This is a genomic window from Paenibacillus sp. 102 (assembly GCF_039549175.1).
Classification (GTDB): Bacteria; Bacillota; Bacilli; order Bacillales; family Bacillaceae_G; genus Bacillus_A.
In genome coordinates this window covers 101,823-116,668 of sequence record NZ_JBCGHT010000005.1, presented here as the reverse complement: position 1 = coordinate 116,668, position 14,846 = coordinate 101,823, and the positions used below count along the sequence as shown (strand labels likewise).

The window sequence follows — 14,846 nt, the reverse complement described above, 5'->3', positions numbered from 1 at the left end:
GCATGCATCATGATGAGAAAAACAAAATTGGTTTAACTGTAGCACTATCTATCGTTGTAGGGACTATTATTGGGTCTGGTGTATTTATGAAGCCAGGGAGCGTATTAGATTACTCAGGGAGTTCTAATATGGCAATTCTCGCTTGGGTAATAGGTGGATTGTTAACATTAGCGAGTGGTTTAACGGTAGCTGAAATTGGAGCGCAAATTCCGAAAAATGGTGGATTGTATACGTATTTAGAGGAAATTTACGGGAGCTTTTGGGGATATTTATCTGGCTGGATGCAAACAATTGTCTATGGCCCAGCTATTATTGGAACATTAGGTTTGTATTTTAGTTCTTTAATGGTTAACTTTTTCTATTTAGATAAATCATGGAATTTACCGATAGCGATTGGAACAGTTGTATTCCTTGGTGTTGTAAATAGTATGGGAACAAAATATGGTGGCATTGTCCAAACAGTTACAACAGTCGGAAAGATGATTCCAATCGTATTAATTGTTGTGTTAGGTTTTTGGAAAGGGAATAGTGATATCTTTAATGTGGTTGTACCAATATCAGAAAATCAAAGTATTGGGATGGCGATTTTAGCAACATTATTTGCGTATGATGGCTGGATTTTACTTGCTTCTATCGGCGGTGAAATGAAGAATCCAACAAAGTTATTACCAAAGGCGATGACAGTAGGGATTTTAATTGTAACAGCTGCTTACGTATTAATTAACTTGGCGTTATTGAAAGTGTTACCAGCAGCAAAGATTGTAGATCTTGGAGAAAATGCGACAGCGACAGCAGCTGGCATGTTACTTGGAGAATATGGCGGGAAAATTATTAGTATCGGTATTATCATTTCTATTTTTGGTTGCTTAAACGGAAAGATTTTAACATTCCCACGTATTCCAATGTCAATGGCGGAACGTGGACAACTTCCATTTTCTAAGTTTATTGCAAAAGCACATGAGAAATTTAAAACACCTGCAAATGCAATTACTTTTGAAATTATATTAGGGATTATTTTAATGATTATTAGTGATCCAAATAAGCTATCTGAGATTTCCGTATTTATTATTTATATTTTCTATGTGATGACATTTATTGGGGTCTTCATTTTACGAAAACGTAATGAAGGGAAAGAACGCGCATACAGTGTACCGCTATTCCCGATTGTACCAATCGTAGCGATTTTAGGTTCATTATTCGTAATTGGAAGTGCGATTATGAATGATCCAGTAAGCTGTTTCTTATCAATTGGAATGGTATTTACAGGGCTACCGATTTACTGGTATTTAAATAAGAAAAAAGAGACTCAAGTGTAAAGAATGAGGATGATATAGGAAAAAACGCATGGAGCATTCATGCGTTTTTTTATTATCTTTATACTGTTATTCTTGGACAGTAAGAGCTGCATTGTTTTGGGGATGATTGGCATTAATCAAAATCATTTTCTTCTTCGATTTTTAAGATTTTCCCTGTTTTTGCGAGTATTTCTACCTCGAATAATCTGTTTTGTGGTGTCAAAATGAATATTTCATAAACTAAAACTCCATGTTCTAAATCCATATCTACATGTAGAATTTGCCCAGGTACTTGCTTTAGGGCGATTTCTTTTGCTTGTTGTAGAGTGATTCTCTGTCGAAACATAGGTGCTGGGTTACCAGGATAGGTATTGCCATACATTGAAAACTCCCCCTTATTTAATCATGTTATTTATCCATATGTGCTAGACAGGGCAGTGGTGCAAATAGATAAATTCCATGTCATTGTTCTTTATTTTTGTTCTTCATTTTAGGTGAGATCTAATATGGTCCTTTTTTCACTGTAAAAATCTTCTAAAGACATATAGGGGAATTTACACTTGATTGCTTTTGGTGTTTTGGTTACTATAGTTGTAGTAACCAAAAGTGAACGAGAGAAAGTGTGGGGAAAAACGTGAATTTTCGTGTATATATTTTAGCGATTGCGGCATTCGTAGTCGGGACGGTTGAGCTAATTATTGGAGGAACGCTCGATTTAGTAGCTGATGATTTAGGTGTATCTATTAGTGCAGCAGGCCAGCTTATTACAATATTCTCGGTTGTATTTGCTCTATCAGGTCCAATTTTATTAGCGGTGACAGGGAAAATTGAGCGTAAAACATTATATATCGGGGCATTATCTATTTTCTTAATTGGTAATATCATTTCAGCATTCAGTTTGAATTACGGGATGCTCATGTTCTCAAGGGTCATTTGTGCAGCAAGTGGGTCTTTAATTATTGCATTGTCAGTGACATTGGCTTCTAGTGTAGTAGAACCTCATTTCCGTGCACGTGCAATCGGAATTATTTTTATGGGGATTAGTGGGTCGCTTGTACTTGGTGTACCATTAGGTCTTGTACTTGGGAATGCATACGGATGGCGTGCACCATTTGTTTTAATTTCGGTATTAACGGTTATCGCGATTGCTAGTATTTCTTTATTTTTAACAAAGGTTCCACCAGTAGCTATATTGTCTGTAAGAGAACAGATTGCCACTTTGAAAAATAAAAAGATCGTGAGCGCGCAGTTAACATCATTTTTATTTTTAACAGGGCATTTAACACTATATGCATATTTAACACCTTTTTTAAAAGATGTGATGCATGTGGAGGCAAACTGGATTAGTGTATTTTACTTTATTTTCGGTATCGCAGCAGTAATCGGCGGAGGATTTGGTGGTTGGCTTGCTGACAAGTGGGGGTCTAAGAAAAGTATTATCTCGATTATTATCGTTTTTGCATGTGCTATCTTTATCTTACCAATGATGACATTCTCATTCCCGCTATTCATCATTATGATGGGACTTTGGAGTATGTTAAGCTGGGCGATTTCACCAGCTCAGCAAAACTATTTAATTGAAATTGCACCGGAATCAGCTGGTATTCAGCAAAGTTTAAATAACTCAGCGCTTCACTTAGGAATTGCACTGGGCTCAACAGTGGGCGGAGCTGTTATTGAACAATCGTCTGTTATATATAATGCTTGGGTAGGCGGAGGTTTTGTGATTTTAGCATTACTTTGCGCAATCTTTTCGATTACGAGAGGACAATCTACTCATGTGGCAAAGAAAGAATCTATCGTTTGATAGGTTCTTTTTTATTGGAATTGATGTAAAATATTGTTAATTTAAAAAGGTTTTAAACGGAAAGGATTGATATATATATGAATATAGATGTAATAACATCTAGTATAGGAGCTGTTTTTGTGTTAATCCCTATTCTTTTAATTGCATTTGTTTTTAGGTGGATTCGGCTTATCTATTTGAATTCTGAAGAACAGTTGAAACAAAATGAAAAGATGATTAGATTGTTAGAGGAGATAAAGGAGAAAAATGAAAAATAGCAAAGGAAGAGCCTTTGCTATTTTTAATATCGTAACTTCATTAAAATGCTTCGTATTTCCTCATCATTCATAAAGAGATCGTGATGTTTCTGTGTAATTTTTGCAAGTGCCACATCGTGATAGAAAAACTCTGTAAAGAATTTTACAAACGGCTGTGACATTGTTTTCATCGCCTGCCATGATTCTTTCTCTACCCCAGCAAATAAAATTTCGCGATCATCAATAATAAGAAGTAAGTAACGTTCTAATGCGTTAGGTTCTTCGGTGGGGATAAGAAAATGAACGTTTTCAAGCTCTGTTTCCACATTACCAACTACAAGTGCTTCGATATCAACGCCTTGCTTTGCTTTTGTTTCAAGTAAAGGAAGATACTCCAAAAAGGTATCGTTCCAAGCGGAAATACGGATAGATTGTTTCGCTTCTTCTACTAACTGTTTACTTTGTACTTGAATAGAAGATTGCATTTTTAAACTCCAAACACGGTCATCTGTGAAGGATCTTTTTGAAATATTTGTTTGGAGTTCTTTAATATTTGATTGAAACTCTGTCGTTAATTTTTGAATGGCGAGGTCTAGTGGCAGGGCGGTATATAGCTTTTTCTTTTCAGAGACGGAATCCATGACCATTCCTTTATCGATGAGGCGCGCTAATACCTCATATATTTTCGCTTTTGGAACACCTGAATGCTTTACAATCGTTGTTGCATCTAATGGTTCAACGCTTGAGACTACGACCTCATATGCTTGGCTTTCATATTGTGAGAAACCGAATTTTTGTAACATAATGCCTCCCGAACAAGATAGATTCTATACATAAGAATAAAGAAGTATGCGCATTTACACAAGTGCTTCACTTTTTAACCAGGAAAAAAGAAAGAATAGAATCCGAATGGATTCTATTCTTTGTTGTCTTTTTAATTATGAAGCGCCTTGAACATGAGCGCACCATTGTTTTCAGTAACAGTTAATGTACCATTAATTGCCTGAGTTGAGAATTGCTTTGTTTGAAAGTAATCTTTCGAACCGAGTCTTTCTAATATGGTATTTAAATCTTGTTCGCTTAGAGATGAATCAATCGAACGAATAACAGTCTTTATTGTGGAATAAAAGGCATCGATTTGTTCTTTAGATGTACCTGATCCAGCGATAGCGACAGCGGCAATACCACCAGTTGCTTTATAAATGGAAACGCCTAATCCAAATGTAGTATTAAATGTTCCGTTATATGTCGCGATTTGTGCTGTTTCAGTAAAGAGTTTAACGTTGCTGATGCTAATGCCATTTGAACTGCCAACTGAGTTAATTGCATTTACTAGCTTTTGCATAATTTGGGCCGTATCTACTGAGGCTGGTGGTGGAGTTGGATTAGGATTAGGTGGTGGAGTTGGGGTAGGTTGTGGGGTTGGACTAGGTGCTGGGGCTGGCTCTGGCTTTGGCTCTGGCTTCGGCTCAGGTTTTTCTACTGGTTTTGGGTCCTTCTGCCATATGTCACAGGCTGTTGTTCCAAATAAAAGAGGAATAGCAAATAAAATGAGAAACAACTTTTTCATGCGTCCACTTCCTTTCAAAAGGATAAAGTGATTAAAAAAGGGTAACATCAATATATGCACAACAGATGAAGAAGGATTACTGCGAATAAGCATATTATGAAAAATAAATTAAAAGTATAGTTATGGTTAGTAAAGTCGGAGAGAGTTTTGTACAATAGAAATGAAGCAAACATAGGAGGGAAACGATCATGGCAATTGTTGATGTATCGATTATTCCAGTTGGAACAGGTAATCCAAGCGTAAGTGAATACGTAGCAGAAGTACAAAAAGTGTTAGAGAAAAATGCGGATCGCGTGAAGTATCAATTAACACCGATGAATACAGTAATTGAAGGAGAACTTCCTGTATTACTTGAAGTGATTCAACAAATGCATGAGGTACCATATACAAAAGGTGCAAAGCGTGTAGCGACAACAATTCGTATTGATGATCGTCGCGATAAAGAGAGTACAATGGAGAAAAAATTAAACTCTGTTCGATCAAAATTATAAGAAAAAGCAGCGCCTTTCGCTGCTTTTTTATATGGATAAATTAGGCAAGGTGACTCTATTCGTGATACACTTTTTTATTATTAATGGTGGAGATTGGAGAAGGAGGAAGAGAAGATGAGTGACAAATTTAATGAACAGTTTGATGGCTTGCTTGAAAAGTATACGGAATTATTACTAGGAGAAAGCAGCGAAGAGAGGAAAGAGCAGGTGCAAAAGTGGGCACTGTACTCTTACATTGCAAAAACAATGCCAGCTTTAGTGAAGCATTGGAATGAGACGTATCCAGATGGAAAAGAAGAAATGGTGAACGTAATTGCGGATATTAAAAGATTAAATGAAGAACATCGAAATCATAAATAAGAGTTAGAAATCATTTTGTAACTGTCGCATAAAGAGCTTGAGGAAAAATAGTCCTCAAGCTTTCATTTTTATTACTGCTATTCCACTAAATTAGTCAATAACATGCAACAAAATACGTGTCTATAAAGGTATTACTTTATGTTGTAGAAGCTATTTCTAAACGCCAATCATTGCATCGCATAATACTTCCTGGTGGATATTCAAAATCACACTCACTAATAAATAAGAAGCCGAGTTTTTTGCAAATAGCGTTTGAAGCAGGATTACGGATGGAAGGAAAAGCATGAATGAATCTGTGCTTTTGTTCCATTCTAGCATGAGCAATAGCTTGCTCAATGGCTTTTGTTGCGATTCCTCTACCTTGAAATGCTGGTAGGACACTCCATCCAATTTCGTACACGGTCTCTTCTTGCCAGTAGTTGTCCCAATAGCCAACACTACCAACAATTTCGAGTTGCGGGAGTAGGACAATGTTAAACATACGTCCGTTCCCAAGTCTACTAATCCTAAGGTACCGTTCGTGGCGAGCAAGGAGTTGTTCTTCGGTTTCGGGACCTCCTAGGTATTCTAACATCTCAGATGTATTCATAAGACGAAGTAAAGTAAGGTTGGTATCGTTCCAAGGTTCAATCCGAACGTATTGTGCATTCATTCTTCCTGTCATTTCTCACACTCCAATTGTTATTTTCCACCCCAACAAAATTGTATATGCAATGTAGGATAGTACCTGTAAATGAAAACGGGATCCTATGTTTTTACACTTGCTATTCTTATTTCAACAGGAATCCTCTCCCACCTTTACACTTGATTTTTATAGGAGTGAATTAAGTGCACTCAGGATCTTATATTTGTATTCATCTTCAGTTATATTAATATTTTTATATAATTTATGGGGAGAGGTAAGAGGTGTGACGAGTAGTGTCGAATTTTTATTTTTAGGCTAGTTATTCACTTGTTTTTCTAGTTTCTTTTTAAATGTCGAAAAATTTTTATGAATATTTGAAAGCGATATTATAGGCTTTTAAACATTTTTATAGTATTTTATAAATTATCTAAATAATTATTTGTATCAAATAATTTTAAACAGTGATATAATTTTGAAGAGGGGTAAAAAACAGATAAAGTACAGTCATAGGGGTGAATTACATGGAACAATTAATGCGCAATTCGTTTCTTTTTTTATCAAAAAATAAAGCGTTAACAAAACTGGCTAAGAAGTATGGTTTACGCTTTGGTGCAGGGCGCTTTGTCGCAGGGGAGACAATTGATTTAGCTGCTGCAGCTATTAAACAATTAAACAAGCAAGGCCTTTGTGTAACAATCGATTATTTAGGTGAGTTCGTTGATAATGAAGCCGAAGCAAATGAAATGGCGAGCCAATCGATTGAAGCAATTCGCGCAATTGGACGCGAAAAACTTGATTCACAGCTTTCTTTAAAAATGACTTCTATGGGATTAGATATCTCAGATGAAATCGTAATGAATAATATGCGTCGCATTTTAGAAGCTGCAAAAGAAAACGGTGTGTTTGTTACGATTGATATGGAAGACTATACACGCTGCGGGAAAACAATTGATATCTTTAAACAATTAAAATCTGAATACGATAATATCGGTACTGTTATTCAAGCTTACCTATATCGTACAGAAAAAGACATCGAGGATTTAAATGCCTATAGTCCGAATTTACGTCTTGTAAAAGGGGCTTATAAAGAACCAGAAGAAGTGGCGTTCCCGGACAAGAAAGATGTAGATGACAATTATAAAAAAATTATTAAAATGCACTTATTAAATGGAAATTATACTGCAATTGCTTCACACGATGAGGCAATTATTGAATATACAAAGAAACTTGCCGAAGAACATAATATTTCACGTGATCAATTTGAATTCCAAATGCTATATGGTATTCGTACAGAACGTCAACTTGAGCTTGTAAAAGAAGGCTACAAAATGCGTGTTTATGTGCCATATGGAAACGACTGGTATGGTTATTTCATGCGCCGCCTAGCAGAACGTCCAGCAAACGTTGCGTTCGTTCTAAAAGGAATGATTAAAAAATAAACCAAGGAGAAAAAATACTCCTTGGTTTATTTTAATTGTTTGAATGCGTAATGTGCCATCTTTTTTGTATCAGGGTATAACTGCGCACGAGTAGAAGAAAGTACAACGTTAATAACACGCTTGCCGTCTTTTTCATCGACTGTTATGACCGTGTATTTTCCTAAAGCAGATAAACCGCTTTTACTTCCAATCGCATAGGGATCATCGTAAAGTTCTTCACGGCCATAATTTGCGATTTTCGGAGCACGCTCCGAAGTATGTAATGTTGTGCGCGTTGTATTCATATAATTTAATACAATTGGATATTTTAATGCTTCTTTTGTAATGACTGCAATGTCGTAAGGGGAAACCTTATTACCGAGTGCGTCAGCTCCGCTCGCATTTTTAAAGGTCGCATGCTTTGTTCCAAGCTCTTTGGCTCTCGCATTCATCATTTTTACAAACCCCTCTTTTGATCCCGCAATATGTTCCGCAATGGATTCAGAGATTGGATCCGCACTAATGATGAGCATCAGTTTCAAAGCCTCATCCCTTTTTAATTTTTCACCCGCGCGAAGTTTAATTTTCTTGCTCTGGCTCTCTGTTTTTATTGCATTTTTTGTAATCGTAATTTCTTCATCTTTTTTCACATTCTCTAGTAATAGAAGAGTTGTCATCATTTTAGCTATACTGGCTGGATAAGAGCGTTCTTGTTCACGTTTTCCATATAGAATTTCACCAGTGTCGGCATCAATTGTAATGGCGTATTTCCCTGTGATAGCAGGCTGATTCTCTCGCACGTCTTTTTGCCGTTGTGCATAGGAGAAGAAGATCATACTTGTAAAAAGTGTGGAAATTATTACAATCATGACTATTGTTCGTTTCATTATTTAGTCCCTCTTTTGCTTTATGTATACAAATAAATTGGGCAGAAAAGCGGCCCAATACTCATTATGCCACGTTCTCTGCCCAAAAATATAGCGGAAGTTCAAAAAGTCCGGTAAAGATAGCTATCGCATTTCTTCGTTACGTCGCCAGTCCGGTACTCATGTAGTTCCAGCTACACTCCGTATCCTCCCGGCTTCCGCGCCTCGAACTGCTCGGCTCTCTTTATCCTCCTTTTTGAACAAACACATATAGGGTTATTTTTCACCCATGTTGTGCTTTTTGTATTGCTGGTTGTTACCTTGGCGTCCTTTTTCGATGCCGCGATCAACCGGTCCTGCATTTCCTGTTACACTTGCTGCGCTAACGCCTGCTTTTGAAGGATCTTTCTTAAGTTTTCCCATATATATTCCTCCGTTTTCGTCAAATTCTAAAAAAGGAAAAAGCGTATTTTATCGCGAAAATACACAGTTATAGGATAACCGAATAAAAGAAAAGTATTTATTTCAGAAAATTTTATCAATAAATATATTGCGAAAATTTAAACAGTATCATATATTTATTAATAGAGGCTCACTCATTGATTGCGACTTATGTCGAAAAATTGAATGAGCATTCATTCAAGAATAGGGGGAGAAATGAATGTTCCAAATTAAAAAGGCTGCTGTTCTCGGTTCTGGCGTAATGGGCTCAGGGATTGCTGCACATTTAGCCAATATCGGTATACCAACATTACTGCTTGATATTGTGCCACAGGCGCTTACAAAAGAAGAGGAAGCGAAGGGGCTTACGTTAGAACATAAAAGTGTGAGAAATCGTTTTAGTAACGGGGCACTGCAAAAATTAGTAAAGCAAAAGCCAGCTCCTCTTACGGTGAAAGATAACTTAGCGCTGATTGAAGCAGGGAATTTAGAAGATGACCTTGAACGTCTTGCTGATGTAGATTGGATTATTGAAGTTGTTGTTGAAAACTTAGATATTAAAAAGAAACTATTTGAAAAAATAGATGCAGTTCGTAAAGCTGGCTCAATTGTGAGCTCAAATACATCAGGTATTTCCGTTGAAAAAATGGCAGAAGATCGTTCAGATGACTTTCAAAAGCATTTCTTAGGAACACACTTTTTTAATCCACCACGTTATTTAAAACTTCTAGAGATTATACCGACAAAAGAAACAGATCCACAAGTGTTAAACTTCATGAAATTATTTGGCGAAGACGTTCTTGGAAAAGGCGTTGTTATCGCAAAAGATACACCAAACTTTATTGGAAACCGCATCGGTACGTATGGATTACTTGTAACATTACAAGAAATGATCAAGCGTGGTTATAGCGTTGGGGAAGTTGATTCTGTAACAGGTCCATTAATTGGCCGTCCAAAGAGTGCAACGTTCCGCACGTTAGATGTTGTTGGTTTAGATACATTCGTTCATGTTGCAAACAATGTATATGAAAATGTACAGGAAGAAGAACGCGACGTATTTAAAGTACCTGCTTTCATGCATGACATGCTTGATAAAAAATGGCTAGGAAGTAAAACAGGCCAAGGTTTCTTCTTAAAACAAGGAAAAGAAATTTTAGAGTTAAATCCTGAAACAATGGAGTATGGAGCTCGTAAAAAATTAAAAGCTGCTTCCATAGAGTTAAGCAAACAAGAAAAAGGATTAGCGAATAAATTGAAAGCGCTTGTATATGCGAAGGATCGTGCAGGAGAGCTTTTATGGAATATTATCACGCCAACCCTTTTATATTCTGCAAAGCTTCATAAAGAAATCGCAGATGATATTGTTGCAATTGACCAAGCGATGAAATGGGGATTTGGCTGGGAGCAAGGGCCGTTTGAAATTTGGGATGCAATTGGCGTAGAAAAATCTGTTCAGAAGATGGAAGAGAACGGAAAAGTTGTTCCTGCATGGGTGAAAGATATGTTAGAGAAAGGATTTAGCACTTTCTATAAGCGTGATAACGGCGAAAGCTATTACTACGATAACGGCGAATACAAATTGATTGAACGCAATAAAAAAGCAATTTCCCTTAAGCAATTAAAAGAGAAAAATGGCGTATTAAAGAAAAATAGCGGTGCAAGCTTAATTGATTTAGGCGATGGCATCCTTTGCTTGGAATTCCATTCGAAGAGCAATGCGATCGGTATGGATATTACGCAAATGATTAATTACGCTGTTGATGAAGTAGAGAAGAATTATAAAGGGCTTGTTATCGGTAACCAATCGAAGAACTTCTGCGTTGGTGCAAACCTTGCGATGATCTTAATGGAAGCACAAGATGATAACTACTTTGAAATTGAGTGGGTCGTGAAGAACTTCCAAGATGCAATGACGAAAATTAAGTACAGCTCTAAGCCAGTTGTCGCAGCGCCATATGGTATGACACTTGGCGGCGGTACAGAAGTTTGCTTACCAGCAGCTAGCATTCAAGCTTCTAGTGAAACGTATATGGGATTAGTAGAAGTTGGTGTTGGCTTAATCCCTGGCGGTGGCGGTAACAAAGAACTATATATTAAACATTTAAACAAAATGGCAAACGGTGTGGAGTTTGATCTGCAAAAGGTTGCGAATAAAGTGTTCGAATCAGTTGCGATGGCGAAAGTATCTACATCAGCGCAAGAGGCTGTTTCTCGCAACTTCTTAGGCGATAAAGATGGTATTAGTGTGAATGGTGATCACTTACTATATGATGCAAAACAAAAAGCTCTTGCTTTATATGAAGCGGGTTATAAAGCACCGATTCGTAAAAAGATCCCGGTTGTTGGTGAAACAGGATATGCAACGCTTTTACTTGGAGCAGAAGCAATGCATTTATCTGGTTACATCTCTGAGTACGACTTACACATTGCGAAAAAGCTTGCATATGTCATTGCTGGCGGAAAAGTACCGTACGGAACAGAAGTTGATGAGCAGTATTTATTAGATGTAGAACGTGAAGCATTTATTAGCTTAGTAAGTGAGATGAAATCACAAGCAAGAATGCAGCACATGCTTGTAAAAGGAAAGCCATTACGTAACTAATAACGAGGGGAGATATCGTTCATGAGAGAAGCTGTCATTGTTGCGGGAGCAAGAACGCCAATTGGAAAGGCAAAGAGAGGTTCATTAAAAACCGTTCGTCCTGATGATTTAGGGGCATTAGTAGTAAAGGAAACATTGAAACGTGCGAATAACTATGAAGGGCCAATTGATGATTTAATTTTTGGCTGTGCGATGCCAGAAGCAGAACAAGGCTTAAATATGGCGCGTAATATCGGCGGATTAGCGGGACTTTCTTATGATGTTCCAGCTATTACAATTAACCGTTACTGTTCTTCAGGTCTGCAAAGTATCGCTTACGGTGCAGAGCGTATTATGCTTGGTCACTCCGAAGCTGTATTATCTGGCGGAGCTGAATCGATGAGTTTAGTTCCAATGATGGGGCACGTCGTTCGTCCAAATAGTCGCTTAGTAGAAGCGGCTCCTGAATATTATATGGGCATGGGTCATACAGCAGAGCAAGTTGCTGTGAAATATGGCATTTCTCGTGAAGAGCAAGATGCATTTGCAGTAAGAAGTCATCAGCGTGCAGCAAAGGCATTAGCTGAAGGGAAATTTGCTGACGAAACAGTATCTGTTGATGTAACGCTTCGTACGATTGCAAGTAATAACAAAATGCAAGAAGAAACAATGATCTTCGCACAAGATGAAGGTGTAAGAGCAGATACAACGCTCGATATCTTAGGGAAATTACGTCCAGCATTTAACGTTCGCGGTTCTGTAACGGCTGGTAACTCTTCACAAATGAGTGATGGTGCAGCATCTGTCCTTCTGATGGATCGTGAAAAAGCAGTGAGTGATGGTATGAAACCACTTGCGAAATTCCGCTCATTCGCAGTAGCTGGGGTACCACCAGAAGTAATGGGAATCGGTCCAATTGCAGCGATTCCAAAAGCGTTAAAATTAGCAGGATTAGAGCTATCTGATATCGGCTTATTTGAGCTAAACGAAGCATTTGCATCTCAATCGATCCAAGTTATTCGTGAACTTGGCTTAGACGAAGAAAAGGTCAATGTAAACGGCGGTGCAATCGCCCTTGGACATCCACTTGGGTGTACAGGAGCAAAATTAACGTTATCTCTTATTCATGAGATGAAACGCCGTAATGAGCAATTCGGTATTGTAACAATGTGCATCGGCGGCGGCATGGGAGCTGCAGGAGTGTTTGAACTTCTATAAAAAGTGGAAGCGGCTCGTTTAGAATGTGAGAAGAATGGAAGCAATTAAAGGGTATAAAAAATAAAGGAAGAGCCCGCTTCTCCCAAAATGAGAGAAGCGGCTTATGAAAATATGAAGGAGGAAATTTTCATGGAAAAAACAGTAGGAAGCGCAGTAAAAGGTGGTAGCTTTTTAGTTGATGATATTACAATTGATCAAGTGTTTACGCCGGAAGATTTTTCATCAGAGCATAAAATGATTGCGAAAACGACAGAGGACTTTATTGTAAATGAAGTTTTGCCAGAGCTTGAATATTTAGAGCAACATGAGTTTGATCGCTCTGTTCGTCTATTAAAAGAAGCTGGAGAACTTGGTTTATTAGGTGCTGACGTACCAGAAGAATACGGCGGAATTGGCCTTGATAAGATTAGTTCAGCGTTAATTGCAGAGAAATTCTCTCGTGCTGGTGGCTTTGCAATTACACATGGCGCTCACGTTGGTATCGGATCATTACCAATCGTATTATTCGGTAACGAAGAGCAAAAGAAACAATATTTACCGCTACTAGCAACAGGTGAAAAATTGGCTGCATATGCATTAACTGAGCCAGGTTCTGGATCTGATGCATTAGGTGCGAAAACAACAGCACGCTTAAATGCAGAAGGTACACATTACGTGTTAAACGGTGAAAAACAATGGATCACAAACTCAGCTTTCGCTGATGTCTTTATCGTATATGCAAAAATCGATGGAGAGCACTTCTCGGCATTTATCGTAGAGAAAGAATATCCAGGCGTATCTACAAGCCCTGAAGAAAAGAAAATGGGCATTAAATGTTCTTCAACTCGTACGTTAATTTTAGAAGATGCATTAGTACCGAAAGAAAATGTACTTGGTGAAATCGGTAAAGGTCATGTTATCGCGTTTAACATTTTAAATATTGGCCGTTATAAATTAGGTGTTGGTACAGTTGGTTCTTCTAAACGTGCGTTAGAAATTTCAGCACAATATGCAAACCAACGTCAACAGTTTAAACAACCAATTGCTCGTTTCCCATTAATTCAAGAAAAATTAGCGAATATGGCAGCGAAAATTTATGCAGCTGAAAGTTCTGTATACCGTACAGTAGGTTTATTTGAAAGCCATATGAGTACATTAACAGAAGAGCAAGTAAAAGACGGTAAAGCTGTAGCAGCTTCTATTGCTGAATATGCAATTGAGTGCTCTTTAAATAAAGTATTCGGTTCGGAAGTATTAGACTATGTAGTAGACGAAGGTGTTCAAATTCATGGTGGTTACGGATTTATGGCAGAGTACGAGATTGAAAGAATGTACCGTGACTCTCGTATTAACCGTATTTTCGAAGGTACGAACGAAATCAACCGTTTAATCGTACCAGGTACGTTCTTACGTAAAGCGATGAAAGGTGAATTACCACTTCTTCAAAAAGCTCAAAAATTACAAGAAGAATTAATGATGATGATGCCAGAAGAAGTAGGCGATGAGCCATTAGCACTTCAAAAACACTTAGTAAATAATGCGAAGAAAATCGGCTTAATGGTAGCTGGATTAGCTGTTCAAAAATACGGTAAAGCATTAGATAAAGAACAAGAAGTTCTTGTTAATATCGCTGATATCGTAAGCAACTTATATGCAATGGAATCAGCTGTTCTTCGTACAGAAAAAGCAATTAAAACAACTGGTCTTGAAAAGAACAAACAAAAAGTATTATACACAGAAGTATTCTGCCAAGAAGCGTTCAACCAAATCGAAGCAGATGCAAAAGAAACAATTATCGCAGTTGAAAACGGTGATATGCTGCGCATGATGTTATCAGCGCTTCGCAAGTTCACTCGTCACACGCCACTTAACGTAATTCCGAAGAAGCGTGAAATTGCTGCGAAGGTTTTAGAAGATGAGCGTTATACGGTTTAATGAGTAAGGGAAAGCAGTAGCCAC

At 37.6% G+C, this 14,846-nt stretch carries 15 protein-coding genes; 9 read left to right on the top strand and 6 right to left on the bottom strand.

Features of this window, described 5'->3' with window-relative positions; genetic code table 11:
• The first annotated feature begins 2 nt into the window (after window positions 1-2).
• Window positions 3-1,316: an APC family permease gene (locus AAIE21_RS14555; RefSeq protein WP_343267429.1), complete on the top strand. Its 1,314-nt coding sequence runs from the start codon at window positions 3-5 to the stop codon at window positions 1,314-1,316.
• Window positions 1,317-1,428: 112 nt separating this feature from the next.
• Here AAIE21_RS14555 and AAIE21_RS14550 read toward each other — a convergent pair whose 3' ends face one another.
• The gene (locus AAIE21_RS14550; RefSeq protein ID WP_343267428.1) at window positions 1,429-1,677 is read right to left on the bottom strand and encodes a PepSY domain-containing protein; all 249 of its coding nucleotides are present in this window, start codon (window positions 1,675-1,677) and stop codon (window positions 1,429-1,431) included.
• A gap of 252 nt (window positions 1,678-1,929) precedes the next feature.
• On the opposite strand from AAIE21_RS14550, the gene AAIE21_RS14545 reads away from it, so the two are divergent.
• Window positions 1,930-3,102: an MFS transporter gene (locus AAIE21_RS14545; RefSeq protein WP_343267427.1), complete on the top strand. Its 1,173-nt coding sequence runs from the start codon at window positions 1,930-1,932 to the stop codon at window positions 3,100-3,102.
• Between the two features lie 77 nt (window positions 3,103-3,179).
• Window positions 3,180-3,359, top strand: coding sequence for a hypothetical protein (locus AAIE21_RS14540; protein WP_343267426.1), 180 nt, complete (start codon window positions 3,180-3,182; stop codon window positions 3,357-3,359).
• A gap of 23 nt (window positions 3,360-3,382) precedes the next feature.
• Here AAIE21_RS14540 and AAIE21_RS14535 read toward each other — a convergent pair whose 3' ends face one another.
• Together AAIE21_RS14535 and AAIE21_RS14530 are read right to left on the bottom strand one after the other, a co-directional pair.
• The gene (locus AAIE21_RS14535; protein WP_343267425.1) at window positions 3,383-4,141 is read right to left on the bottom strand and encodes a TrmB family transcriptional regulator; all 759 of its coding nucleotides are present in this window, start codon (window positions 4,139-4,141) and stop codon (window positions 3,383-3,385) included.
• A 131-nt stretch (window positions 4,142-4,272) separates the two neighbouring features.
• Window positions 4,273-4,908, bottom strand: a complete 636-nt coding sequence (locus AAIE21_RS14530) for an adhesin (RefSeq protein ID WP_343267424.1) — start codon at window positions 4,906-4,908, stop codon at window positions 4,273-4,275.
• Between the two features lie 188 nt (window positions 4,909-5,096).
• Between AAIE21_RS14530 and AAIE21_RS14525 the strand changes: the two genes are divergently transcribed.
• Together AAIE21_RS14525 and AAIE21_RS14520 are read left to right on the top strand one after the other, a co-directional pair.
• Window positions 5,097-5,399, top strand: coding sequence for an MTH1187 family thiamine-binding protein (locus AAIE21_RS14525; RefSeq protein ID WP_241817709.1), 303 nt, complete (start codon window positions 5,097-5,099; stop codon window positions 5,397-5,399).
• Between the two features lie 114 nt (window positions 5,400-5,513).
• Window positions 5,514-5,759, top strand: coding sequence for a YusU family protein (locus AAIE21_RS14520; protein ID WP_343267423.1), 246 nt, complete (start codon window positions 5,514-5,516; stop codon window positions 5,757-5,759).
• Between the two features lie 136 nt (window positions 5,760-5,895).
• Here AAIE21_RS14520 and AAIE21_RS14515 read toward each other — a convergent pair whose 3' ends face one another.
• Entirely contained in the window at window positions 5,896-6,423 is a 528-nt protein-coding gene (locus AAIE21_RS14515) for a GNAT family N-acetyltransferase (protein WP_343267422.1), read from the bottom strand.
• A gap of 482 nt (window positions 6,424-6,905) precedes the next feature.
• Here AAIE21_RS14515 and AAIE21_RS14510 point away from each other — a divergent pair, with 482 nt between their 5' ends.
• Window positions 6,906-7,823 carry a proline dehydrogenase family protein gene (locus AAIE21_RS14510; protein WP_174102366.1) on the top strand — a complete coding sequence of 306 codons (918 nt, stop codon included), beginning with the start codon at window positions 6,906-6,908 and terminating at the stop codon, window positions 7,821-7,823.
• A 26-nt stretch (window positions 7,824-7,849) separates the two neighbouring features.
• Here the strand turns inward: AAIE21_RS14510 and AAIE21_RS14505 are convergent, their stop codons facing one another.
• Both AAIE21_RS14505 and AAIE21_RS14500 read right to left on the bottom strand, forming a co-directional pair.
• Window positions 7,850-8,689 carry a D-alanyl-D-alanine carboxypeptidase family protein gene (locus tag AAIE21_RS14505; RefSeq protein ID WP_343267421.1) on the bottom strand — a complete coding sequence of 280 codons (840 nt, stop codon included), beginning with the start codon at window positions 8,687-8,689 and terminating at the stop codon, window positions 7,850-7,852.
• A 255-nt stretch (window positions 8,690-8,944) separates the two neighbouring features.
• Entirely contained in the window at window positions 8,945-9,091 is a 147-nt protein-coding gene (locus tag AAIE21_RS14500; protein WP_174102368.1) for a YuzL family protein, read from the bottom strand.
• 238 nt (window positions 9,092-9,329) lie between these two features.
• Between AAIE21_RS14500 and AAIE21_RS14495 the strand changes: the two genes are divergently transcribed.
• The 3 genes from AAIE21_RS14495 (at window position 9,330) to AAIE21_RS14485 (ending at window position 14,822) form a co-directional block, all read left to right on the top strand.
• Window positions 9,330-11,711, top strand: a complete 2,382-nt coding sequence (locus AAIE21_RS14495; RefSeq protein ID WP_343267420.1) for a 3-hydroxyacyl-CoA dehydrogenase/enoyl-CoA hydratase family protein — start codon at window positions 9,330-9,332, stop codon at window positions 11,709-11,711.
• Window positions 11,712-11,732: 21 nt separating this feature from the next.
• A complete protein-coding gene (locus AAIE21_RS14490) occupies window positions 11,733-12,908 on the top strand; it encodes an acetyl-CoA C-acetyltransferase (protein WP_343267419.1) in 1,176 nt (391 codons plus the stop codon).
• Window positions 12,909-13,037: 129 nt separating this feature from the next.
• Window positions 13,038-14,822 (top strand): acyl-CoA dehydrogenase family protein, encoded by a 1,785-nt coding sequence (locus AAIE21_RS14485; RefSeq protein ID WP_343267418.1) that lies wholly within the window; start codon window positions 13,038-13,040, stop codon window positions 14,820-14,822.
• Window positions 14,823-14,846 lie beyond the last annotated feature (24 nt).